Source organism: Sphingobium cupriresistens (assembly GCF_004152865.1).
Lineage (GTDB): Bacteria > Pseudomonadota > Alphaproteobacteria > Sphingomonadales > Sphingomonadaceae > Sphingobium > Sphingobium cupriresistens.
On record NZ_SEOO01000042.1, the window covers coordinates 1 to 23,710 of the forward strand.

General features: G+C 64.3%; 22 protein-coding genes, 1 tRNA gene, 2 pseudogenes and 1 riboswitch. Of the genes and pseudogenes, 14 read left to right on the plus strand and 11 right to left on the minus strand.

Features of this window, described 5'->3' with window-relative positions:
- Positions 1-190 precede the first annotated feature (190 nt).
- Positions 191-2,326, minus strand: a complete 2,136-nt coding sequence (locus EWH12_RS18345) for a prolyl oligopeptidase family serine peptidase (protein ID WP_207212440.1) — start codon at positions 2,324-2,326, stop codon at positions 191-193.
- Positions 2,323-2,622: a hypothetical protein gene (locus EWH12_RS18350; RefSeq protein ID WP_066604734.1), complete on the minus strand. Its 300-nt coding sequence runs from the start codon at positions 2,620-2,622 to the stop codon at positions 2,323-2,325. The genes EWH12_RS18345 and EWH12_RS18350 overlap by 4 nt, the downstream gene beginning before the upstream one ends.
- A gap of 38 nt (positions 2,623-2,660) precedes the next feature.
- Positions 2,661-2,771: riboswitch (TPP riboswitch) on the plus strand.
- Positions 2,772-2,825: 54 nt separating this feature from the next.
- Here EWH12_RS18350 and EWH12_RS18355 point away from each other — a divergent pair.
- From EWH12_RS18355 to EWH12_RS18385, 7 genes are all read left to right on the plus strand, one after another.
- Positions 2,826-3,233 carry a DUF2065 family protein gene (locus tag EWH12_RS18355; protein WP_066598964.1) on the plus strand — a complete coding sequence of 136 codons (408 nt, stop codon included), beginning with the start codon at positions 2,826-2,828 and terminating at the stop codon, positions 3,231-3,233.
- A gap of 11 nt (positions 3,234-3,244) precedes the next feature.
- Positions 3,245-5,140 (plus strand): phosphomethylpyrimidine synthase ThiC, encoded by a 1,896-nt coding sequence (gene thiC / locus EWH12_RS18360; protein WP_129927460.1) that lies wholly within the window; start codon positions 3,245-3,247, stop codon positions 5,138-5,140.
- 70 nt (positions 5,141-5,210) lie between these two features.
- Positions 5,211-5,450, plus strand: coding sequence for a DUF4160 domain-containing protein (locus EWH12_RS18365; protein ID WP_242496119.1), 240 nt, complete (start codon positions 5,211-5,213; stop codon positions 5,448-5,450).
- Positions 5,434-5,691: a DUF2442 domain-containing protein gene (locus EWH12_RS18370; RefSeq protein WP_066598971.1), complete on the plus strand. Its 258-nt coding sequence runs from the start codon at positions 5,434-5,436 to the stop codon at positions 5,689-5,691. Before EWH12_RS18365 ends, EWH12_RS18370 begins: the two co-directional genes overlap by 17 nt.
- Before the next feature lie 67 nt (positions 5,692-5,758).
- On the plus strand, positions 5,759-5,986 hold the full coding sequence (locus tag EWH12_RS18375; RefSeq protein WP_066598973.1) for an AbrB/MazE/SpoVT family DNA-binding domain-containing protein: 228 nt from the start codon (positions 5,759-5,761) through the stop codon (positions 5,984-5,986).
- Entirely contained in the window at positions 5,986-6,381 is a 396-nt protein-coding gene (locus tag EWH12_RS18380) for a type II toxin-antitoxin system death-on-curing family toxin (protein ID WP_066598977.1), read from the plus strand. The genes EWH12_RS18375 and EWH12_RS18380 overlap by 1 nt, the downstream gene beginning before the upstream one ends.
- A gap of 47 nt (positions 6,382-6,428) precedes the next feature.
- Entirely contained in the window at positions 6,429-6,698 is a 270-nt protein-coding gene (locus EWH12_RS18385; protein WP_129927461.1) for a LysR family transcriptional regulator, read from the plus strand.
- 236 nt (positions 6,699-6,934) lie between these two features.
- Here EWH12_RS18385 and EWH12_RS18390 read toward each other — a convergent pair whose 3' ends face one another.
- A complete protein-coding gene (locus EWH12_RS18390; RefSeq protein WP_066598980.1) occupies positions 6,935-7,609 on the minus strand; it encodes a DUF6891 domain-containing protein in 675 nt (224 codons plus the stop codon).
- 192 nt (positions 7,610-7,801) lie between these two features.
- Between EWH12_RS18390 and EWH12_RS18395 the strand changes: the two genes are divergently transcribed.
- Positions 7,802-9,646 (plus strand): ABCB family ABC transporter ATP-binding protein/permease, encoded by a 1,845-nt coding sequence (locus tag EWH12_RS18395; RefSeq protein WP_066598981.1) that lies wholly within the window; start codon positions 7,802-7,804, stop codon positions 9,644-9,646.
- 3 nt (positions 9,647-9,649) lie between these two features.
- Here the strand turns inward: EWH12_RS18395 and EWH12_RS18400 are convergent, their stop codons facing one another.
- Together EWH12_RS18400 and EWH12_RS18405 are read right to left on the minus strand one after the other, a co-directional pair.
- The gene (locus EWH12_RS18400; RefSeq protein ID WP_129927462.1) at positions 9,650-10,045 is read right to left on the minus strand and encodes an acyl-CoA thioesterase; all 396 of its coding nucleotides are present in this window, start codon (positions 10,043-10,045) and stop codon (positions 9,650-9,652) included.
- Positions 10,045-12,117, minus strand: a complete 2,073-nt coding sequence (locus tag EWH12_RS18405; RefSeq protein WP_066598986.1) for a S9 family peptidase — start codon at positions 12,115-12,117, stop codon at positions 10,045-10,047. The genes EWH12_RS18400 and EWH12_RS18405 overlap by 1 nt, the downstream gene beginning before the upstream one ends.
- 112 nt (positions 12,118-12,229) lie before the next feature.
- Between EWH12_RS18405 and EWH12_RS18410 the strand changes: the two genes are divergently transcribed.
- Positions 12,230-14,011 (plus strand): aminopeptidase P family protein, encoded by a 1,782-nt coding sequence (locus EWH12_RS18410; protein WP_129927463.1) that lies wholly within the window; start codon positions 12,230-12,232, stop codon positions 14,009-14,011.
- Positions 14,012-14,013: 2 nt separating this feature from the next.
- Here the strand turns inward: EWH12_RS18410 and EWH12_RS22350 are convergent, their stop codons facing one another.
- Positions 14,014-14,151, minus strand: a complete 138-nt coding sequence (locus EWH12_RS22350) for a hypothetical protein (protein ID WP_165363661.1) — start codon at positions 14,149-14,151, stop codon at positions 14,014-14,016.
- Between the two features lie 116 nt (positions 14,152-14,267).
- On the opposite strand from EWH12_RS22350, the gene EWH12_RS18415 reads away from it, so the two are divergent.
- Positions 14,268-14,342, plus strand: a tRNA-Thr gene (locus tag EWH12_RS18415).
- A 24-nt stretch (positions 14,343-14,366) separates the two neighbouring features.
- On the opposite strand, the gene EWH12_RS22745 is transcribed toward EWH12_RS18415, so the two are convergent.
- From EWH12_RS22745 to EWH12_RS18435, 4 genes are all read right to left on the minus strand, one after another.
- The gene (locus EWH12_RS22745; RefSeq protein ID WP_277986034.1) at positions 14,367-14,636 is read right to left on the minus strand and encodes a DUF1294 domain-containing protein; all 270 of its coding nucleotides are present in this window, start codon (positions 14,634-14,636) and stop codon (positions 14,367-14,369) included.
- Positions 14,637-14,655: 19 nt separating this feature from the next.
- A complete protein-coding gene (locus EWH12_RS18425) occupies positions 14,656-16,683 on the minus strand; it encodes a TonB-dependent receptor (protein ID WP_129927469.1) in 2,028 nt (675 codons plus the stop codon).
- Positions 16,684-16,790: 107 nt separating this feature from the next.
- Positions 16,791-18,191 (minus strand): porin family protein, encoded by a 1,401-nt coding sequence (locus EWH12_RS18430; RefSeq protein WP_066598996.1) that lies wholly within the window; start codon positions 18,189-18,191, stop codon positions 16,791-16,793.
- A 112-nt stretch (positions 18,192-18,303) separates the two neighbouring features.
- Positions 18,304-19,260, minus strand: a complete 957-nt coding sequence (locus EWH12_RS18435) for a PQQ-dependent catabolism-associated beta-propeller protein (protein ID WP_129927465.1) — start codon at positions 19,258-19,260, stop codon at positions 18,304-18,306.
- A gap of 143 nt (positions 19,261-19,403) precedes the next feature.
- On the opposite strand from EWH12_RS18435, the gene pedF reads away from it, so the two are divergent.
- The 4 genes and pseudogenes from pedF (at position 19,404) to EWH12_RS18455 (ending at position 23,344) form a co-directional block, all read left to right on the plus strand.
- Complete coding sequence (gene pedF / locus EWH12_RS18440; RefSeq protein WP_129927466.1) at positions 19,404-19,832, plus strand: cytochrome c-550 PedF; 429 nt, start codon at positions 19,404-19,406, stop codon at positions 19,830-19,832.
- 5 nt (positions 19,833-19,837) lie between these two features.
- Positions 19,838-20,704 (plus strand): substrate-binding periplasmic protein, encoded by an 867-nt coding sequence (locus tag EWH12_RS18445; protein ID WP_129927467.1) that lies wholly within the window; start codon positions 19,838-19,840, stop codon positions 20,702-20,704.
- Between the two features lie 106 nt (positions 20,705-20,810).
- Positions 20,811-22,549 (plus strand): annotated as a pseudogene (locus EWH12_RS18450) (methanol/ethanol family PQQ-dependent dehydrogenase).
- Between the two features lie 12 nt (positions 22,550-22,561).
- Positions 22,562-23,344 carry a response regulator gene (locus tag EWH12_RS18455; RefSeq protein WP_066599009.1) on the plus strand — a complete coding sequence of 261 codons (783 nt, stop codon included), beginning with the start codon at positions 22,562-22,564 and terminating at the stop codon, positions 23,342-23,344.
- A 27-nt stretch (positions 23,345-23,371) separates the two neighbouring features.
- On the opposite strand, the pseudogene EWH12_RS18460 reads toward EWH12_RS18455, so the two are convergent.
- A pseudogene (locus tag EWH12_RS18460) lies at positions 23,372-23,584 on the minus strand (hypothetical protein); the annotation flags it as partial.
- Positions 23,585-23,710 lie beyond the last annotated feature (126 nt).

The window sequence follows — 23,710 nt, forward strand, 5'->3', positions numbered from 1 at the left end:
GTTCCCGGCCCAATATCTCCACCGCCGTCCCTCGCTTTGGCTCAGGACGTCCATAACGACGTCCTTATGGACGTCTCTTACGCGCTCACATCACAGCAAGGCAGGCGGCCTCAACCGGTCGGTTACCCTGCTCTTCGCGCCATCGGCAGATGGAAAGGCGGCCCATCCAGCCGCCTCACCATCCACCCCATCACCGGTCAGCGCCTTCCAGCTGCCGACTGAAATACACCAGCTGCATCGCCTGCAACCGCGCGCCCTGCGCTATGTCCGCGTCCCCGCTATGCCCGCCGGCCGTGTCTTCGTAGAAATAATAGGGCAGCCCATAATCCTTAAGCCGCGCCGCGAATTTCCGGGCATGTTGCGGACCGACCCGGTCGTCCTTGGTTGTCGTCCAGATATACGGCACCGGATATTTCAACTCGCGGCGGATGTTCGCATAGGGCGAAATCTTTTCCAGAAACGCCTTCTCCTCCGGCACCGCTACGCTGCCATATTCGTCGACCCAGGACGCGCCGGCCGCGATCTGCTCGTAGCGCACCATATCCAGCAAAGGCACCTGGATCGTTACCGCGTTCCAGAGGTCGGGATGCTGGTTGAACGCCACCCCCATCAACAGGCCGCCGTTGGACCCGCCATAGATACCGAATTTCCTGGGCGACGATAATTTGCGCGCAAAAATATCCTGCGCCACCGCCGCGAAATCATCATAGATGATCTGCCGCTTGGTCTTCAGTCCCGCCTCATGCCAGGCCGGGCCGAACTCGCCACCGCCACGGATATTGGCCAGCACGAAACTGTTGCCCCGTTCCAGCCACAGCTTGCCGGTGATCGCCGCATAGCTGGGCGTCATCGGCACCTCGAATCCGCCATAGGCGGTCATGATCGTCGGGGTGGAGCCGTCCGGCTTCATATCCTTGCGGTGAACGATGAAATAGGGGATTTTCGTCCCGTCGGTCGATGTCGCCTCGAACTGATCGACCGCCAGGCCAGCGGCATCGAACCGCGCAGGCATCGCCTTCACCTGGCGCGGCGCGGCGGGGTTTGCCGCGTCGATCGCCCAGAGCGTCGTCGGCGCCAGGAAGCCGGCGACCGACAGATAGGCCTTGTCGCTCTTGTGAGTGGCGGTCGCGATCGAGATGGTCGCATTGTCGGGCAGGGCGACGGGCGTCGTCGTCCACCTGTCCTTGCCCGGCGTCAGCACCTGCACTCGTCCACGCACATTGTCGTTGATGGCCAGGATCACCCGGTCCTTCGTCGCCGTCACCCCATCGATCGACTGGCGCGCATTGGGCGCGAACAGAATTTGCGGCTTCAATGTCTCGCCGGATTGCAGCGCCTTCAACGGCACCGCCGCCAGCGATCCCGTCGGTACGCTCACGCCGCCACTGGCCCAGTCCTGACTGGTCTGGATCAGCACCTGACCCTGTACCATGCCCTGCAACTGGCTCTTGACCGGCAGGGGGAGCTTCTTCACGCCATCGGCGGTGACGAGATAGGTTTCGTTGCCGAAAAAGGTGATGCCGCGATAGAGGAAAGCGGCGCGATTGCCCGCGCCATCCGACAGGACCATGGGAAAGGTCCCGACCTGATCGCTGGGCGCGCCGCGATAGATTTCCTGTGCGGAGGACAGCGGCTGCCCGCGCTTCAATGTCTTCACCACGAAGGGATAGCCCGACGCCGTCATGCTGCCCCCCTGTGCATCGGCGCCCCAATCGCGGGCGAGCAGGATCGTGTCCTTGTCCAGCCAGTCCTCATTCTGTTTGGAGGTGGGAATGGCGAACCCGCCCTCCACGAACTGCCCGGTCACCAGATCGAACTCGCGCAAGGTCACGGCATCCTCGCCGCCATCGGACAAATGGATCAGCGCCAGCCGCTCGTCGGGGTCCAGGATGGATGCGCCCTTCCACACCCATTTCTTGCCATCGGCCTTCGACAGCGCGTCCAGGTCCAGCACCGTCGTCCAGCGCGGCGCGTCGGTCGCATAATCAGCCTCGCTGGTATAGCGCCATATGCCCTGCGGATGATCGGCGTCGCGCCAGACATTATAGACTCGGCCGTGGATCAGCATCGGCATGGCGATCCGGTCCTTGGCCGATGCGATCGCCAACGCGTCCTTGAAGTAACCGGCATAGCGCGGATCGCCTTGCAGGGTCGCGACCGTCGCCTTATTCTCCGCCTCCACCCATTGCATCGCGCGGGGGCCGGTCCAATCCTCCAGCCATAGGAACGGGTCGTCCGCCGGGGCAGGGGCCGAAACAGGGGAAGGGCGCGCACCTGCGCCGGTCAACATCGCCGCAGTCACCAACAATAAAATCCTCTTTTTCATGACCCGTCCTCCTTTGGCCGGCCCATCCGTCCCTGCCGATAGCGCCGCCGCAACCGCGCGCCCGCGACCAGCAGGGGTAACGCGCCCAGCATCAACAGGCTCCCGATAAACGTGGGCGACCAGCCCCACAGGCTGTGCAGGCCAAAGGCGGCAGGCGCCATCAGCAGCAGGAAGCCGAGCGTCAGCAACCACAGCCCCCAGCGCCGCGGCCGCACCGCGACCATGCGCATCTCGCGCCGCCAGGCCTTGCGGCCCGCTTTGGTGGACAGATCCGGGGGCGGTGGGGTGTCGAACATATGGTGCTGGACCTTGTGGCCGTTCGTCCCTATCCTGTCCAGCATCCCCGGGGGACCGTCCATAGACGGTTGAGAGGCGGTTGATTGGACCGCGACCCGTTGAACCTGATCTGGTTGAGACCGGCGTAGGGAGGGACGGCTTGTTGGACCAGCAGACCGCACCCGCCCGTCGCCCTTGTGAAGAGGCGAAGAAAGGCGGACCCATGGACACAATTTCGGTTCTGACCCTGCGCCTGGCGGAGATTATCGGCCTCTACATGATCGTCATCGGCCTGGGCGGACTGGCGAGTCCGCAGCGCTGGCGCGCGGTGATGGATGATCTCAATCGGTCGCCGGGCCTGGTCGTCGCACTGGGCTTCGCCGTCTTTGCGGTCGGCGCGACCCTGGTGCTGGTTCACAGCATCTGGACCGACCCGCTCGCCATTATCGTCAGCTTGGTCGGCTATGTCGCCCTGATCGAAGGCGCGACCTTGCTCGCCGTACCCGGTCCGCTCATCCGCATCGGCCACTGGTCGACGAATTTCATCCGCACCTGGGCACTGATCGCCCTGATACTCGGTCTTCTCCTCTTCCTCGCAGGCCTTACCGGCCGCGCCACGCTTTCCGTCTGAAAGGTATCCTCATGGCAGATGTCCCCGCCCGCACCGAAATGCGCGTCACTACCGGCCCCATTCGCGGGTCGAAGAAAATCCATGTCGGCCCGCTCAAGGTCGCGATGCGCGAAATCCATCTGGAACCGGGCAGCGGCGAGCCGCCGGTCCGTGTCTATGACACGTCCGGTCCCTATAGCGACCCGGACGCCCGTATCGACATCATGGCCGGCTTGCCCCAGTTGCGCCGCGACTGGATCATGGCGCGCGGCGATGTTGAGGAATATGATGCGCGCGCAATCAAGCCGGAGGATAACGGCCTGAAAGGCCCCGACAGGTCCGGCGGCGTCCAGCCCTTCCCGAACCTGGTCAAGCGCCCGCTGCGCGCCAAGCCCGGCGCCAACGTCTCCCAGATGCACTATGCCCGTCGCGGCATCATCACGCCGGAAATGGAATATGTGGCGGAGCGCGAGAATCTCGGTCGCGCCCGCCTCGCTGAATATGTCCGCGACGGCGAAAGCTTCGGCGCGTCCATCCCCGACTATGTGACGCCCGAATTTGTCCGCGACGAAATCGCCCGCGGCCGCGCCATCATCCCCAATAATATCAACCACCCCGAATCCGAACCGATGGCGATCGGCCGCAATTTCCTGGTCAAGATCAACGCCAATATCGGCAACAGCGCCGTCGCCTCCGACGTCGCCTCCGAAGTCGACAAGCTGGTCTGGTCGATCCGCTGGGGCGCGGACACCGTCATGGACCTGTCCACCGGCCGCAACATCCACGACACGCGCGAATGGATCCTGCGCAACTCGCCCGTCCCGATCGGCACCGTGCCCATCTATCAGGCGCTGGAAAAGGTCGGCGGCGTCGCCGAAGACCTGACCTGGGAGATTTTCCGCGACACGCTGATCGAGCAGGCGGAGCAGGGCGTCGACTATTTCACCATCCATGCGGGCGTCCGCCTCGCCTATATCCCCATGGCGGCCAAGCGTGTCACCGGCATCGTCTCGCGCGGCGGCTCGATCATGGCGAAATGGTGCCTCGCCCATCACAAGGAAAGCTTCCTCTACGAGCATTTCGACGACATCACGGAGATCATGAAGGCCTATGACATCGCCTACAGCCTGGGCGACGGCCTGCGCCCCGGATCGATCGCCGACGCCAATGACGAAGCGCAATTCTCCGAACTCTACACGCTGGGCGAACTGACCCACCGCGCCTGGAAACAGGATGTGCAGGTGATGATCGAAGGGCCGGGCCATGTGCCCATGCACAAGATCAAGGAGAATATGGACAAGCAGCTACAGGTCTGCGGCGAAGCGCCCTTCTATACATTGGGGCCGCTCACCACCGATATCGCGCCGGGTTATGACCATATCACGTCGGGCATCGGCGCGGCCATGATCGGCTGGTATGGCACGGCGATGCTCTGCTATGTCACGCCCAAGGAGCATCTGGGCCTGCCCGACCGTGACGATGTGAAGGTCGGCGTCGTGACGTACAAACTCGCCGCCCACGCCGCCGACCTGGCCAAGGGCCACCCGGCCGCCAGGGTTCGCGACGATGCCTTGAGCCGCGCCCGTTTCGAATTCCGCTGGCGCGACCAGTTCAACCTGTCGCTCGACCCCGAAACGGCCGAACAATATCACGACCAGACGCTGCCGGCCGAAGGGGCGAAGAGCGCCCATTTCTGCTCCATGTGCGGCCCCAAATTCTGCTCGATGCAGATCAGCCAGGAAGTCCGCGATTTCGCCGCCAAACAGAACCAGAGCGTCGAAGGCTTCATCGCCACCGGCCCCACCGGCGCGCAAACCGCCGCCGCCAGCAAGGCGGCCGCGCTCAAGGGCATGGAAGAGATGAGTAAAGTCTTCAAGGACAGCGGCAGCGAGCTGTATATGGGCGCTGGCGGCAGGGAGCATGATTGATGCGTGAGCTTTAGTTCGCGCCTCTGACGCTAATGTCTGCGGTAGGTGGCTCGGCCTCATTATAGGGGATATGCTGATACCGACCATCTTCCGCTTCGATGGCTATCGCTTCTACTTCTACAGCCATGAGCCGAACGAGCCGCCCCATGTCCATATCGACAAGGGCGGCTCGTCGATGAAAGTCTGGCTCGAACCGGTTGCGATGGCGAAGAACACCGGCTTTCGTCGGTCGGAGATCAATGGCATAATAGCCATGGTCGCGGCGCATCGCAGTCGGTTGCTGGAGGCATGGCATGAATATTTCGGCTAGGATCACCGACGAGCGCGTGGCCGATGTCCGCTGCGACGATGACAGCCTGATCGTCGACTTGATGGACGGCCGCACCATTTCCGTGCCTTTGGCATGGTATCCGCGCCTGGCCCAAGCCGCGCCTGCTCAGCGGAAGATATGGGAAGTCGCCGGTGGCGGTTATGGCATCCATTGGCCAGAGATTGACGAAGATTTGAGTACGGAAGGTTTGCTCAGAGGTGCGCCAGCACCAAAGCGATAAGCAATGTCGTGGGTTTCTACGATGAACCCTGATTGATCCGGGCACTCCACCATGTTATAACCCCCGTATGAACACGCCCCTCAAAATCACGAAGATCGGCAACAGCGCCGGGGTGATCCTGCCCAAGGAGTTGTTGGCGCATCTTAACGCCGCTGCCGGGGATAGCCTCTCCGTCGTCGTCACCCCGCGCGGGATCGAACTGTCGGCCGCCGAGCCGGACTTCGATGCGCAGATGGCGGCCGCGCGTGATGTGATGGCGCGACGCAAGCGGGCGCTGCGCGAACTCGCCAAATAATGGCGCAGGATGATTGGGTCTGGGTCACGCTGGCCGTGGCGATGGCCGCCCATGCCGAACAGATCGCCGAACATGGCGGAGGAGGCGACGCGATGCGCGATCGCGGTCTGTTCGAAAGCGCCATGGCCCGGCTGCAGCAACTCGCCCATTATGGTGATCCCGATGCTGCCGCACTGGCCGCCGCCTATGCCTATGGCCTGGCGCGCAACCACCCGTTCGTTGATGGCAACAAGCGGATTGCGGCGGTGGTCAGCGAAACCTTCCTGCTGCTGAATGGCTATAGTCTGGATGCGACCGACGCCGAACTGGTCGTCGCCTTCCTCGACTTGGCGGCGGATTCGCTTTCGGAAGAAGACCTGGCCGACTGGTTCCGCCAGCATCTTCGTCCCGCCTGAATCCTATTTGCTTCCAATGTAGGATTTCGTCTGGTTTATCCTGTCGGATGGAACAGAAACCCGCATCCCCCGCCGCTCGCGCGCACTGGACTCCGGCCCGGCAGCGCCTCTTCCTCACCACCCTGTTCGAATGTGGCAGCGTCGCCTGCGCGGCGCGCGCGGCGGGCATGTCGCCGTCCAGCGCGCATCGCCTGCGTCGTCGGCTGGCCGGCACCGCCTTCGACCGGGACTGGAGCCATGCGCTGACGCTGTATGCCCGCGCCCTTGCCGATCCGATCGCCGGCCATCTTCACGCGCCAGCGTCGGCGCATGGCTGATGCCTGGCCGGGGCATGGCCAGGGCAGGGCGCCCGCATCGGCATGGCGTCGCGCCACGCGATCATGACACGACAGGCGCGTCGCGGGCGCGTCATGGGTCGGCGCATTGTGGCGTCACTGACGCCTATCGGTGGCATGGCAGGCGCGTCGCGCGGGCGACATGGGCGCAATCGGTCCGAAAAGGCCGACAACGGTGTGAACTTCGCCCTATGACCTATCTGCGTCGCTGCGCGCGGTCAGCCTTCCAGCACGCGCACGCTGCGCCGCTTCTTCCAGTTCAGCGATACGCTGATCCGTTGTTCCAGCCGGCCGTCCCATGTGGTGCTCAGCCCCTGCGCCTCCAGCGCGGCGACGATCCGGTGGCCCATGGCGATCGCGGCCTCCTCGCCCTGTTCGCACGCGCCATAGTTCAGATAGAGGCCATGGCCCTCCACGGCGGACTCGGTGTCCTGCATGTGGAAAAAGGCATAGCCTTCCACCGCCACGCCCTCATCCTGCGCCGCCTCGATCTCGTCCCAGATCTCGGTCGCGCCGCATGTGCCGCAGCAGGTGAAATTCTGCCGTGCGACCACGCCCTGTTCCTCCAGCGCGGAAAACGCGGCGTCCAGCCGGTCGCAATCGGTCGTCTCGGACCAGGCCTGTTCGGCGGCGCGATGCTCGGCCAGCGCCACGCGCAACGCCGCCGACGCTTCGACGCGCAGCAGCGGCCGGGGCAGTTCCTCCTCGAACATGTCGTTCGCATTGGTCAATATCGCGTCATCGTCGAAAAAGCCGCCCGCGACGTCGCGCCGCACCAGGTCGCGCAACGCGGCGACCGGGTCGTAACTGGCCTCCAATGTCGGCTGCGGCGCTTTGCGTTCCGGGCGATCGGCTTTGTTTCCGAAAATCCGATTCCATAATGACCCGAACATGCGCCTGCCTTGCCTCCTGCGATGCGCCTCGACCGGCCCATCATGCCCCGCGTTGTCGCAAAGGAAAAGGGGGCAGGCGTCGCTTTGTGCCGACAGCGCGTCCTTCCGCCACGGCGCGGGCGCGATCGGCGCTGCTCCGATGGCTGGATCATCCCATTGGATTGCCGCGCCAAAGCGACTACATAGCGGCCAATGCCCCCCGATACCGCTTCTTCCGCGCCGATCCCGCCCGTCTGGGCGACCTTGCGCCGCTTCCTCCCCTATCTCTGGCCTGCGGACTCCGCCGCGCTGCGCCGCCGGGTCGCCCTCGCCATGGGGCTGGTGCTGCTGGCGAAGGCCGTCAGCCTCGCCATGCCCTTCGCCTACAAGGCCGCGATCGACCGGATGGCGCCGGGGCTGGAGCCGGCTGTCGGCCTCGCCATGGCGCTGGTCGCGGTCTATGCCGGTGCGCGTTTCGGCAGCGTGCTGTTCGACAATCTGCGCAACGCCGTGTTCGAAAAGGTCGGGCAGGAAGCCGGGCGGCGGCTGGCGGACGACGTGTTCGTCCATCTCCATCGCCTGTCTTTGCGCTTCCATCTCGACCGCCGCACCGGCGCCGTCACCAAGATCGTGGAGCGCGGGACCAAGAGCATCGACACGATGCTCTATTTCCTGCTGTTCAATATCGCCCCGACCGTGCTGGAGCTGGTCGCGGTCTGCGCCATCTTCTTCGTCAAGTTCGGCCCCGGCCTGGTCATCGCGACGCTCGTCATGGTGGCGCTCTATATCGGCTTCACCCGCACCGTCACCGAATGGCGCAACCAGTTGCGCCGCGACATGGTGGATATGGACACCAATGCTGTCGCCCATGCCGTAGACAGCCTGCTGAATTTCGAGACGGTCAAATATTTTGGCGCCGAACAGCGCGAAGCCACCCGCTACGGCACGGCGATGCGCCGCTATGCCCAGGCGGCGGTGAAGAGCGAAAACAGCCTGGCCTGGCTCAATATCGGCCAGTCGCTCATCACCAACCTGATGATGGCAGGGGCCATGGCCTATACCGTCTGGGGCTGGAGCAAGGGGCAGTTCACCACCGGCGACGTGGTGCTGGTCAATACGCTGCTGTCCCAGCTGTTCCGCCCGCTCGACCTGCTCGGTATGGTCTATCGCACCATTCGCCAGGGGCTGATCGACATGGAGGCGATGTACAAGCTGATCGACACGCCGCAGGAAATCGCCGACGTCCCCGGCGCGGCTATGCTTGATGCCCATGGCGGCGCCGTGCGCTTCGACCATGTCCGCTTCGGCTACGACCCGGAACGCGAAATCCTGCACGATGTCAGCTTTACCGTCCCGGCTGGCAAGACGCTGGCGATCGTCGGCCCGTCCGGCGCAGGCAAGTCCACCATCGCCCGCATCCTGTTCCGCTTCTACGATATCCAGAGCGGTCAGGTGTCGATCGACGGGCAGGACATCGCCGGGGTCACGCAACAGTCGCTGCGCGCCGCGATCGGCATCGTGCCGCAGGACATGGTGCTGTTCAACGACACGGTCGGCTATAATATCGGCTATGGCCGCGAAGGGGCGACCCAGGAAGAGATAGAGGCCGCGGCGAAGGCGGCGTCGATCCACGACTTCATCCTCAGCTTGGCGCGCGGCTATGACACCCGCGTCGGCGAACGCGGCCTCAAATTGTCGGGCGGCGAAAAACAGCGCGTCGCAATCGCCCGCACCTTGCTCAAAGACCCGCCGGTGCTGGTGCTGGACGAAGCGACCAGCGCGCTCGACAGCCGCACCGAAACGGAAATCCAGACCGTGCTGCGCGACATCAGCCGCAAACGCACGACTTTGGTGGTGGCGCATCGCCTGTCGACCGTGGTCGACGCGGACGAGATCATCGTGCTGGACAAGGGCGTCATCGTCGAACGCGGCCGCCATGCCGATCTGGTTCGCTCAGACGGCCTCTACGCTCTGATGTGGAACCGCCAGGCGGCGGAGCGGGAGCAGATGCCAAGCGAGCCGGGCATCGGGGATATGTTCGAAGTGGTGACGCCCTGAGGCTTAATCCACGAAGTTCGTGGCCACCTCTGCGGGTACGCGCAAGATACGGCCCGTCGCCTTGTCGATGATCGCCCAGGTGGATTTGGCTGCGACCTTGACCTTGCCGTCCTCCCCGGTGAATTCGATCATCCGGTCGAACCGCGCCCCGCGTGGCGGCTCTGGAATCCAGGTGCGGGCCGTCACCGTCTGGCCTTGCGTCACATTGCCGCGATAGTCGATCTCATGCCGGGTCACGACCCAGATATAGGCGTCGATATGGGCGGGATCGGCATCCCGTTCCCAATGCTCGACCGACACCTGCTCCATCCACCGCACCCACACCGCATTGTTCACATGGCCCAGCACATCGATATGTTCTGGCAGGGCGGTGAAGGTCTTGGTGAAAGATGCGGCCACTATCCCTCCACCTTCAGTTGCCACAGGATGAAGGCGAACTCTTCCGCCGTTTCATGCAGGCTTTCGAACCGCCCCGACTTGCCGCCATGGCCCGCGCCCATGTTGGTCTTGAGCAGCAGGATATTATCGTCGGTCTTGGTCGCGCGCAGCTTCGCCACCCATTTGGCCGGCTCCCAATAGGTCACGCGCGGATCGTTCAGCCCCGCCGTCACCATCAGCGGCGGATAGGCCTGCGCGCTGACATGGGTATAGGGATCATAGGACCGGATCGTGTGAAACGCGGCCTCATCCTCGATCGGATTGCCCCATTCGGGCCATTCGCCCGGCGTTAAGGGAAGCGTTTCGTCCAGCATGGTGTTGAGCACGTCGACGAACGGCACATGCGCCACCACCGCGCCCCACAGGTCGGGATCGCTATTGACCACCGCGCCCATCAACTCGCCGCCGGCCGACCCGCCCGAAATGCTGATCCGGCCCTTGGATGTATAGCCCAGGTCAATCAAGCCCTTCGCCACATCCACGAAATCGGTGAATGTGTTGACCCGCTTGTCCAGCTTCCCATCCAGATACCATTGTTGGCCCAGGTCGTCGCCGCCGCGGATATGCGCCAGCGCAAAGGCGAAGCCGCGATCGAGCAGCGACAGGCGGCTAGTGGAGAAGCCCGGCTCCATGGCGAGGCCATAGGCGCCATAGCCATAAAGATGCAGCGGTGCGCTGCCGTCGCGGGGCAGGTCGGCGGGATAGACGATCGACACCGGCACCTGCGTCCCGTCGCGGGCCGTTATCATCAACCGCTCGGTCGCGTAGCGGCTCGCATCATAGCCCGACGGGATTTCCTGCATCTTGAGGACATCCAGCACCCCGGTCGCCAAATCATAATCGTAGATGGTGTCGGGCGTGACCATCGATTCATAGCCGATGCGCAGCTTCGTGACGTCATATTCAGGATTGTCGTCCAGCGACGCCGAATAGCTGGCTTCGGGGAAGGGGATGCGCTTGGGCGCGTGCGTCGCATAATCGCGCAGCTCGATCTGGTCCAGTCCGTCCTGCCGCCCTTCGGTGACGTAGAACCCTTTGAACAGGGTGAAATCCGTCAGGTAGAAATGATCGTCGGGCGCAATCACTTCCGCCCACTGGTCGGGCGCTGCCAGCGTCGCCTTCACCAGCCGGAAATTGGGATGGCTGTCATTGGTCCTGATGTAGAGCGTGCCCTCATGCTCATCGACATCATATTCGCGGCCGGGCTTGCGCGCCGCGACCAGCAGGGGCTTGGCAGTGGGATCACCCGACGGGATCAGCCAGGCTTCGCTTGTCACATGATCGCCGGTCGCGATGACGATCCACTTTTCCGAGGAGGTCAGACCGATCGAGACGCGGAATCCCTCGTCATGCTCGTGGAACAGCTCGACGTCGCTTGCGACATCCTGGCCCAGCCAGTGCAGCCGGGCATTATCGGTCCGCCAATTTTCGTTGGCCAGGCCGTAGAGCAGCCCCTTGCTGTCCGCGGTCCACACCAGCGAGGATAGCGTGTCGGGGATCACTTCGGGCAGGATCTCGCCTGAAAACAGATCCTTGATCCGCGCCTCGAACCGTTCGGACCCGTTAGTGTCGATCGCATAGGCGAGGTAGCGGCCATCCGGGCTGACCGACATCGCGCCCAGCCGGAAATAGTCATGCCCCTCCGCCAACGCAGGTTCGTCCAGTATCAATTCATCGTCACCGCCAACAACGGGCTTACGATACCATTTGCGATATTGCGCGCCGGTTTCGAAGGCGCGCCAATAAATATAGTCGCCATCCTTCTGCGGCACCGACTGGTCGTCTTCCTTGATGCGACCCTTCATTTCCGCAAACAACGTGTCGATCAACGGCTTGTGTGGCGCTATCGCTCCGTCGAACCAGCCGTTCTCCGCTTCCAGATAGGCCAGCACTTGCCTGTCCTGAACATCGGGGTAATTCGGATCGCGCAGCCATGCGTAAGGATCGTCCACCGTGACGCCATGATGCGTGAAACTATGCGCGCGGCGCTCGGCTACGGGCGGCAGGGAAGGAGGCTGCATTTGATCGGTCATTAACTATCCATGGTCCAGACGGGGTCATGCGCTGGAATAAGCGCGCGTACCCCTCTATGTTGTCGGCATGATGGCCGATGCAAGAGGCCCGACATGATCCAAGGGAATAGTGATGTCCAGTTATGAAGACCGCCTGAAGGCCCTGCGCGCGCAACTGGTGCGCCAGACGCTGGATGGTTTCGTGGTGCCGCTGACCGACGAGCATATGAGCGAATATGTTGGCGCCTATGCGCAGCGGCTCGCCTGGCTGACCGGGTTCCAGGGGTCGGCGGGCAGCGCCGTGGTGTTGCCGGAAGAGGCCGCGATCTTCGTCGATGGCCGCTACACGCTGCAAGTGCGCGAGCAGGTTGACGGCGCCCATTGGCAATATGAAAGCGTGCCGCAGACCTCGATCGCCGCCTGGCTCAAGGATCATGCCGGGCAGGGCGCGCGGATCGGCTACGACCCCTGGCTCCACACCCGCGCCTGGGTCAGCCAGGTGACGCAGGCGCTGGCGGAGAAGGGCGCGGAACTGGTCGCGGTCGATACCAACCCGGTCGACGCCATCTGGCCCGATCGCCCGGCCCGCAGCGACGCCAAGCTGGTCGTGCATGACGATCGCTTCGCCGGCCAGTCGGCCGCGGAAAAACGCGCCGCCATGGCGGACTGGCTGGTATCGAAAAAGGCCGATGCGGTGGTGCTGTCGGCGCTCGATTCGATCGCCTGGACCTTCAACATCCGGGGCAAGGACGTGGAGCGCACGCCTGTTGCGCTCGCCTATGCCATCGTCCATGCCGATGCTACCGCCGATCTCTATGTCGCGCCGGAAAAAATGGACGACGCGGTCGTCCAGCATCTGGGCAATGCGGTGCGTGTCAGAGACGGTGCGAACTTCGCCGCCGCGCTTCATGATTTCGCCGGAAAGACCGTTATCGCCGACCCTGAACGGGCGGTCGCGGCGATCTTCACCGGGCTGGATCAGGGCGGCGCGAGCGTCCTGTCGCTGCGCGATCCCGCCGTGCTGGCCAAGGCGATCAAGAACGCCACCGAAATCGCCGGGCACAGGGCGGCGCAGGCCCGCGACGGAGCGGCCCTCAGCCGCTTTCTCCACTGGGTCGCCGTTGAAGCCCCCAAGGGCGGCCTGACCGAACTCTCCGCCTCCGATCGTCTGGAGGCGTTCCGCAAGGACACCGGCCTGCTGGAGGATTTGTCTTTCGATACGATCAGCGGCGCCGGGCCGAACGGCGCGGTCGTCCACTATCGCGCCGAGGAAAAGACTAATCGCCCGATCGAGACGGGCAGCCTCTATCTGGTGGATTCGGGCGGACAGTATCGCGACGGCACCACCGACGTGACCCGCACCCTGGCTATCGGCACGCCCACGCAAGAAATGCGACATCGTTTCACGCTGGTCCTCAAAGGGCATATCGCGCTCGCCCGCGCGGTCTTTCCCAACGGGACGCGCGGCGGCCAACTCGACGCGCTGGCGCGGCAGTATCTCTGGGCCGAGGGGCTGGATTACGCCCATGGCACCGGCCATGGCGTCGGCAGCTTCCTGTCGGTGCATGAAGGGCCGCAGCGCATCGCCACCTTCGGCGGCGGGGACGAGCCGTTGCAGGCGGGCATGATCCTGTCCAACGAGCCGGGCTATTACAAGACCGGCGAATATGGCATCCGCATCGAAAATCTGGTGCTGGTCGAGGAACGCGCGGTGCCGGGCGCGGAAAAGGACATGCTCGGCTTCGAGACGCTGACCTTTGCTCCGATCGACCGCGCTCTCATCGCTACCGATCTGCTGAGCGGCGAGGAGCGCGCCTGGGTCGACGCCTATCATGCCGCGGTGCTGGACTTGGTCGGCCCGCAACTGGAGGGCGACGCGCTCGCCTGGCTGAAGGCCGCCTGCGCGCCGCTCTAAGCTCAGTCCTTGGGGTCTTCGGCGGGAGGCGGCGTTGCGCCCTCCCGCGAAGCCTCGCGCGTCTGGGCCTTGCGCCGGCGCAGATTGTCGCGCAGCGCCTGCGCCAGCCTCGTCTTTTTCTCGTCCTGCGTTTCAGCCATGCCATGGGCTTAAGCAAAATGCGTACTCGGCCGCAACCCGCCTTGACATCGGGCCGGGGGGCGGCCATAGGCCCGGCCTCCGAAGCGCGAACAGCGCTTCGGAACAGAAATAGAGTGCTGCCGTAGCTCAGTGGTAGAGCGCATCCTTGGTAAGGCTGAGGTCGTGAGTTCAATCCTCACCGGCAGCACCATTTCTCCCTCAAACATCTGAAACGTCATATTATAGCGCAGGCGACGATCGCCATCGCCTGCGCCGCGACGATCAGCCATAGCAGGGTCGAGAAGGGCTGTTTGCGCGTCTTGTGGCGAAAATACTGCCGACCGGCCAGCGCGCCTGCCGATCCGCCGGCCAGCGCCCACAGTAGCAGAGTGCGTTCGGACAAGCGGCGCAACCCCAGCCAGGCGCGCCGCTTGTCCATGCCAAAGAGGGCGAAGGCGATCAGGTTCGCCAGCAGCAAAGCCGCCAGCAACGGGGCTGTCGGCAACAGGATCGTCCCAATCGCGTCAGCGCCCGAAGCTGACGCCGATCCACAGCGTACGCGGCGTCCCCAGATCCATCGATCCACCGGCATTGCGGGTCACGATCGTCTCGTCGAACAGATTCTCGCCCCGCGCCACCAGGCTGAGGCCATGGCCGATCGGCAGGCGCGCGATCGCGTCCAGCGTCAGCGCATCGGGCAGGACGTCGCTTTGCAGGTCGTCCTCATATTGTTTGGCGACATAGCGCAACGTGGTTGACAGGGTGGGGCCGGAGGCGGGGCTGTAGGCGACCGTGGCGCTGGCCGCATGGCGCGGGCTCTGCGCCGGGGTGAAGCCGTTAAACGCCGCGCCGGGCGCACGGACCATGCTGTGGCTATAGGCGTAGGAGGCCGACAGACGGATGTCGCCCAGCGCCGCCGCCGCGGTCAGTTCGACGCCCTTGGCGACGATGCGATCGACATTCTGGCGCTTGCGTGTGTTCGCTATCAATGGATTGGTGACATTGGCGATCGCGTCGTCCAGCCGATTGTAGAAGGCGGTGGCGGACAGGGTGAGGCCGGTCAGCGGGGTCAGGTCGATGCCGGCTTCCACGCCCTTCAGCTTTTCGGGGGTCAGCGCGGCATTGGCCTGGGTCGTGATCGGGAAGACCACGAACGGTCGGTAGAGTTCGTTGAGCGTCGGCAGGCGGAAGCCGCTATAGGCCGCGGTCCGCAGCGCTACGGCGTCGCTGGCGCGATAGAGCGCGCCGACCCGGCCGGACACTTCCCAGTCCGATCGGTTGGCATAATCGCTGCCTGTCGCGGCGCCGGTGGTCGCACTGACCTGATGGTAGAAGCCGTTGCGGATCGACCAGCGATCGCCCCGCACGCCGCCGGTCAGGATCAGCTTGCCCCCAAGGCCTTCTGGCGTCCAGTCATCCTCGACAAAAGCGCCGGTCGTCCACTGGTCGCCACCGGCATGGCGACGGAATGTCGTCGCGCCGCTCATGGCGTTATAGGCGTCCTCATACATGTCGCCGGTGGCGAAGCGCGTGTCGACACCTAGCCGCAGCACATGATCCGGGCCGACCGGCGGCCGGATCTCGATTTTGCCGCCGATGCCGGTGGACGGCGTGTTGCGCTGGTCGAGCGACTTGCGGAAGGTCGACGAGGAAATGACGATGTTCGAAAAGTTGCGCGCCTGGATATAAGCCAGCGCATCGACCTGCCACGCCCCGCGATTGATATAGCGGATGCTGGCGTCCTGCCCCTGGCTCATGCTGTCGGCTCCGGCGAAGCGCAACGTGCGGTTATCCTCGAACAGAGTGGCGCGGAATTGCAGTTCCGACGTGGCGGAAATCGGCGCGACCGCGCGCAAATTGGTGGACCAGCCGTCATAGGCGGCCGGCACGGTGGCGGCGACGCGCTGGTCCTTTGGCGTGGTCTGGAAGCCGTCGCCCCTGTCCCAGCGGCCCGACAGCGAAACATAGCCGCCGCCCAGATCCTGGGTCAGACCAGCAGAGACTTCGGTCGAATCGCGGCTGCCGTAAAAGGCGCTGGCGGAAAAATCGGGCAGTTGCGCGCGCGTCGCGCTGGCCAGTTCGATCGTCCCGGCCACCGCGCCTGCGCCGAACGCGCCGATACCGCCGCCGCGGGTGACGCGCACGACGGACAGCCGTTCCGGCGCCAGCGCGCTGAACGGGATATAGCCGAAGAACGGATCAGCGATCGGCACGCCATCGAGCAGCATCAGCGTCCGGCTCGACGCATTGCCCCCCAGCGCGCGCAGGGTCGCGCCCTGGTTGGAGGGATTGGACGATCGGCTATCGGACCGGCGGAATTGCTGGAAGCCCGCGACATCGCCCAGCACGCTTTCTATCCGCCCCGATGCGCTGTCGAGCAGCCGCTGCCGGTCGATCACCACCGATCCATAGGCCGGGGTGCCGGGCGGCAGGTCCAGCCCCGCGCCGGTGACGATGATCTGCGACGCCTCCCCCGGCGCATCGTCGGGCGCCTGGGCGAAAGCCAGCGTCGGTACGGACAATAAGATTGCAGGCAATATGACAGTTTTCATGGCGATCCCCTCGACGCCCCTCTCCTTATTTTCCATGCCTTTTGCAAACGGAAAGGGGCCGCATCCTTGTAGGATGCAGCCCCCGCCCCGTGACATTGTTCCTTTGGTCAGAAGAAGAGGATCGCGCCTGCCGCAATGGCGCTGGACGTGGCTTCGTTGCCGTTATGCGCCTGCGAATTGCTGCGCACATATTCGCCCAGCAGCGTCACCCAACTGTTGAGGCCGTAGCGGACCTGACCGACCCAACTGCTATTCTTGTCGACCAGCGTCGGGTTGGCCAGCGCATCGGCGATAGTGGCATAGTCGAGATTGCTTTCGCCATAGCTGCCGCCGACCGAGAATTTGCCGAACGTGGCCAGCCCCTGCAGGTAAAAGCCGTGGCTGTCGCGCTTGTTGCCCAGGCCATCGGTGTCGAACAGGTTGAGCGCGGTGGTGCCAAGGCCCGATGCGTCATAATAGGTGCCGACCACCGTGACCGGCCCGAACGTCACCTTCGCGCCTGCGTCCCAGCCCCAGCCGGTATAGTCCGGCCCTGCATCGACATTATGCTTCTGCGTCACGCCCGACACCCACAGTCGGGTGCCGACGTCACCGAACTTGCCATCATAGACGAATTTCGCCTGGAAGCCCGGCTGCTTGTTGGTTTCGGCCGGGCCGGTCAGCGAAGATAGCGGCTCGAAAATGCCGACGCTGGCGGTAAAGCCGCTGAAATTGGGTGTGGTATAGGTGATCTGCGGCTGGAAGTCGGTGTAGATATAGCCCGTACCGATGCGGCCCAGCGTGGTGTTGGACGGGGCGACATTGCCCGCCGGCGTGCCCGACGACAGCAGGGTGATGTCGTTCAGGATCGCTTCCGACGCGAACAGGCCGATGTCGCGGCCGATCTTCACCTCGCCAAAGCCAGCGCGACCGAAGGTCAGGTAGGTCTGGCGGAAATCGATGCCCGCAGTTTGCAGCGCGCGGGGATTGCCGGCGCTATTGGCGCCGCCGCCGGCTGCATAATTGACCGAGTTGATGCCCGGATACATGCCGAAATGGGCGCCCACGTTCCATCCCTCCAGGCTGGTGGAGGCTTCCACTTTCAGGAAGCCGGGGAGCAGACCGTTGCGCACGGCCGATGTGCTGCCGCCCACGGTGGCGACCCCGCCCGTGACCGCCGTCGTCGCGCTGGGCGTGTCGCCATTGTCATGGACGTAGAAGCCGTTGACCGAGCCGGAGAATTTCAGCGTCACGTCGCCGATCTGGAGGCCGACGCCGCTGTCGGTCATGCGCACATAGCCCGCCCCCCCGGATGCGTCGGGGGTCACCGCCGGGGCAGGGGCCGCGGCGGTCTGCGCCGCTTCGGCGGTCTGACCCTTCGCCAACTCCTGATATTCATCATCGGTCAGGATGCCCTTTTCGTGCAGCCGCTTCAGCAGATCCGCGGTGGTTCCGGCCATGGCCGGCGCCGCGGTGGCGGCGAGCATCAATGCTCCAGCCGCGCTCATCAGGCGCAACGTCCCCTTCATTATCATCCTCCCTGTATATCGCCGGCTTGTGTCCGGCTGGGGCGAAGAGTGGGACGGATGAGGGAACCGAGAAATTGGACTTAGGTTCTCGTTCCTTCGGACAGGATGCGAATCAGGGCGCGGCGACGATGCCCCACGGCGCAGCACCGACGGCGATGGTCTGCGTCACTGCGCCCTTGGCCAGGTCGATCACGGAGACATTGTCCGAAAGACCATTGGCGGCATAGGCGCGCGTCCCGTCGGCGCTGATCGCCACATGCCAGACGCGCTTGCCGACCGGCACATAGGCCCGCACCTTGCGGGTCGCGACATCGACCAGCGCGACATGATCGGCCCGGCCCAGCGCGATGACGGCGGTCCTGCCATCGGGCGTGAAGCGGATGCCGCAGGGCAGGATGCGATGGTCGGGGATGCCGGGAATAGCGAAGCGCAGCGTCTCGGCCACTTGCCGGCTGGCGGTGTCGATGATCTGCACCGTCCCGCCGACTTCCGCCGCGACCCATAGCTGCGCGCCGTCTCCGGTGAATTCGACATGGCGGGGCCGCTGGTCCGTCGGCGTCTCGGCGACCATTGTCTTGGCTTTGATGTCGATCCAGTTGACGACATTATCCTCCTCGGATGTGACCACGACCCATTGGCCGTCCGGGCTTTGCGCCACCCCCTCCGGCTCGCCGCCGACATCGACCTGGAAGGCGACGGTGCGGCTGGCGAGGTCGATCGCGGTCAGCGCGGCGTCATCCTCATTGGCGACGAACAGGGTCGCGCCGTCGCGCGACAGGAAAAACTGTTCCGGATCCTGCCCGGACGGCAGTTCCGCCACCACCTTGCCGCTCGCCCGGTCGATCACCTGCACCGCATGGTCCAGGCTGGCGCAAAGATAGAGATATTTGCCGTCCTTCGACACGGTGATGCCGCGCGGCCGGCCGCCCACCGGCCAGGTCGCCGTCACCGCGCCCGACGCGGCGTCGATCACGCTGACGCTGTCGCCGCGCTCGTTGGAGACATAGAGGGTTTCGGCCTGCGCGACGGCAGGCACTAATATCAACCCTGCCATGATGATGCGCTTCATACCCGCCTCCTGCCCCTAATCTTCTTCCAACGGTCTATCCACAGCCCGCTCGCTACGGGATTGTACCAATGGCCAATGGGGACGCGGCCCGCCCTTGCCTACACTGGCGGCCATCAGGGGAAAACCGACCGGGTGAGGATATAATGAAGATATTGGGTAGGGTCGCATTGCTGGGCGCCATCGCTACGCTGGGCATGACTGCGACAAGTGCATTGCTGGCGCATGGCGACGTGACGCCGCAGGCGGTCGATACGTCCGCGCTGCCGGAAATCGGCGAAACCTGGCTTGAGAAAAATCCCTATAGCGGCAACGCCAAGGCGATCGAGATCGGCCAGTCCGCCTATGGCCAGAATTGCGCGCGCTGCCATGGGCTGGACGCGGAAAGCGGCGGCATCGCGCCGGACCTGCGCTATCTGGAAACGGGCGAGTCGGGCGACCAGTGGTTCGCCGAACGCTATCGCCACGGCTCCAGCCATGACGGCAAGGTCTATATGCCGCCCTTCGGCGACGTATTGGGGCAAAAGGCCGGCTGGGCGATCCGCGCCTGGCTCGAAACCAAGCACGAAGGCTGATCCCGATGCTCAGCCGTCGCGCATGGATGGGCGGGGCAGGGGCGGCGCTGGCGCTGGGCCTGCTGCCGGGCCACAGCCACGCAGCGCCGCTGGCCAAGGTCAAGGCGCTCGGCACGCTGCGGGTGGTGGTCTACAAGGATAACCGTCCCTGGTCGTGGGAGGAAAGCGGCAAGCTCGTCGGGCTCGACGTCGATCTGGCGCAGGCGATCGCCGTAAAGCTCGGCGTGCGCGCCGACGTGGCGGAACTCGTGGCGGACGAAAGCGCCGACGACGATCTGCGCAACGGCGTATGGAAGGGCGGCCTGCTGGGCTTCATGCCGGGCGACGTCATGCTGCATGTCCCCTTCGACCGCACCTTCGCCGCCCGCAACGATCAGGTCGCGATCGTCGCGCCCTATTATCGCGAAAGTTTCGCGCTGGCCGGCCTGGGCGGCGCGGTGCCGCTGGAAGGGATGCCGACCGAATGGCGCGGGCGCCGGCTGGCGGCCGAACTGGACAGCATCCCCGATTTCTATCTGATCGGCAGCTTCGGCGGGATATTGACCAAGGATGTGGCCCATTATCCGACCGGGTCGGCGGCTGTGGATGCGGTGACCGGCGGCAGGGCCGACGCCGTAATCGCCAGCCGCGCCCAGATCGAGGAGGGGCTGCACCGTGCGGGCGAGCGCGCCAGCCGGATCTCGCTGCGCAAGGGTCCATTGCCCGCCTTCACCTCGCCCGGCTGGGACATCGGCATGGCGGTGAAGGAAAATAGCCGCACGCTGGGCGATGCGGTCGAGGAAATCACCACCGCCATGGCGGCCAGCGGCGAGATGAAGGCGCTGTTCGCGCGCTATGGCGTCACCTGGACCCCGGCGAACGCCGCGGGGTGAAGGCCGGCCATGTCCGACCAAAGGTCCAATTGCCGCTCTGTCTGGGCGGCATAGTCTGCACATAAACGGGGGGCGTAGAGCGCCCGTTCAACAAGGGAGGATGGTTATGAAGGGACCGATCATGCGGGCGCTGTCGGGCGTTGCTGCGATGACGCTGGCGATTGGCGCCGCGCCGCTATGGGCCGAAGGGCCGACCGATGCGGATCTGATGAACGACGCCAAATCGACGGGCGACGTGCTGACCTATGGCATGGGGCCGCAGGCGCATCGCTTCAGCACCCTGAACGCCATCAACAGCGGCAATGTGTCGAAGATGGTGCCTGCCTTCGCCGCCTCGCTGGGCGGCGAAGGCAGCGCGGCCAGGAAGCGCAGCCGATCGTCTATGACGGCACCATCTATGTGACGGGCAGCTATTCGCGCCTGTTCGCCTTCGATGCGCGCACTGGCGAGGAAAAATGGCAATATGACGCCCGCCTGCCCGACGGCATCATGCCGTGCTGCGACGTCGTCAACCGCGGCGCCGCCATCCATGGCGACAAGATCATCTTCGCGACGCTCGATGCGCGGCTGGTGGCGCTCAACCGTATCACCGGCAAGGTGATCTGGAACAAGCAGATCGCTGATTACAAGGAAGGCTACAGCGCCACCGCCGCGCCTCTGATCGTCAAGGGCATGGTCATCACCGGCAATTCGGGCGGCGAGTTCGGCGTCGTCGGCGCGGTGGAAGCCCGCGACGTGAACACGGGCGAGCTGATCTGGCATCGTCCCGTGATCGAAGGCCATATGGGCACGCTCAAGGGCAAGGATAACGGCATCACCGGCAAGCTCAACGCGACTTGGCAGGGCGATTTGTGGAAGAGCGGCGGCGGCGCGACCTGGCTCGGCGGCACCTACGACCCCGAAACCAACCTGCTCTTCTTCGGCACCGGCAACCCCGCGCCCTGGAACAGCCATCTGCGCCCCGGCGACAATCTCTACACCGCCTCCACGCTGGCGATCGACCCGGAAACCGGCGTCATCAAATGGCATTATCAGACCACCCCGCATGACGGCTGGGATTTCGATGGGGTGAATGAATTCATCCCCTTCGACGCCACCATCAACGGCAAGCCGATGAAGCTGGGCGCGAAGGCCGACCGCAACGGCTATTTCTTCGTGCTCGACCGCACCAACGGCAAGTTCATCAGCGCCAACAAGTTCGTCATGCAGACGACCTGGGCCAATGGCTTCAACAAGGCCGGCAAGCCCAACGTCATCCCCGAAGGCCGTCCGCCCGCGCCCGGCGAGGGCAAGGGCAAGCCGGTCTTCGCCTCGCCCAGCTTCCTGGGCGGCAAGAACTGGATGCCGATGGCTTACAGCCAGGATACCGGCCTGTTCTACATTCCGTCCAACGACTGGGGCATGGACATCTGGAACGAACCGATCGCCTACAAGAAGGGCGCGGCCTATCTGGGCGCGGGCTTCACCATCAAGTCGATCGCGGAGGATCATATCGGCGCGCTGCGGGCGATGGACCCCAAGACCGGCAAGATCATGTGGGAATATAAGAACAAGGCGCCTTTGTGGGGCGGCGTTCTGACGACCGGCGGCAACCTCGTCTTCACGGGCACGCCCGAAGGTTTCCTCAAAGCGTTCGACGCCAAGACCGGCCAGGAATTGTGGAAGTTCCAGACCGGGTCGGGCGTGGTCGGATCGCCCGTCACCTGGGAACAGGATGGCGAACAATATGTGGCGGTGATGTCCGGCTGGGGCGGCGCGGTGCCGCTGTGGGGCGGCGAAGTCGCCAAGTCGTTCAAGGACATCAATCAGGGCGGCGCCCTTTGGGTGTTCAAGCTGCCTAAATAAGGAACCAGGCAAATGATCGTCATGGGACGTGGACATTATGCGCAATCGGCCCCGGCCATCCCGCCCGGCGCATTGCGGCTTGCCACGTCCCATGATGTGTCCGATCATCAGCGGCAGGGGCAGGATATGGGGCATTATATGGGCGGGGAAGCGGTCATGGAACGGGTGTTGATCATCGACGATCACCCGCTTGTGCGCGATGGGTTGCGCAGCGTGATCGCGATCAGTTTCGACAATATCGAGATTTTCGAGGCGGCGGGCCTCGAAGAGGCGGTCGCAACGCTGGAAAAGCAGGAAAATTTCGACCTGATCCTGCTCGATTTGAACATACCCGACGTGCGGCGTCTGGATGGCTTGAAACTTCTGCGCGATCGCTTTCCGATCCTGCCGGTGGTGATGGTGTCGGGCGCATTCGACCGGCCGATCGTGCAGGAGGCGCTGGCCGCCGGCGCCGCCGGCTTCATCCCCAAGTCGTTGAAGCGCAGCGCGATCGTGGAGGCGCTGCATCGCGTGGTGTCGGGCGAAATCTACCTGCCCGACACCATGGGGGAGGCCGCTGCGCCGTCAGCGGAGGAGGACGATATCGCCCGCCGCATCGACAGCCTGACGCCGCAGCAGAAGACGGTGCTGGGCCATCTTGTCAACGGCCGCTTGAACAAGCAGATCGCCCATGATCTCAACGTGTCGATGACCACGATCAAGGCGCATGTGTCGGCGATCTTGCAGAAACTGGGTGTATTGAGCCGCACCCAGGCGGTGATCAAGGCCAATCGGGTGCATTTCGGCGCCGATTGAGTCGCGGCCATCCTGCCTGCGAACCTGCTATTTCAACATGGTCCGCAGCAGAGCGCGCAACTGGGCGGGCTTGACCGGCTTGTTGAGCAGCGGGATGCCATGCGCATCGAGCCGCGCTTTCAACTCCTTGCCGCGATCGGCGGAAATCATCACGGCGGGAACCGGTATCGCGAAATGGTCGCGCAACCGGTCGAGCGCGACGTCGCCCGTCTCGCCCTCGTTCAGATGATAGTCGATCAGGCCCAAGTTGAACAGTGCCGGCGGAACACGCAGGGAACGCGAGCTGGTAAGTATTTGATTTTGCTAGGCGTGGGTTTGGGGGCAAAACCGGATGTGCTAACAACATTTTGCCTGTAACTGGCCGTT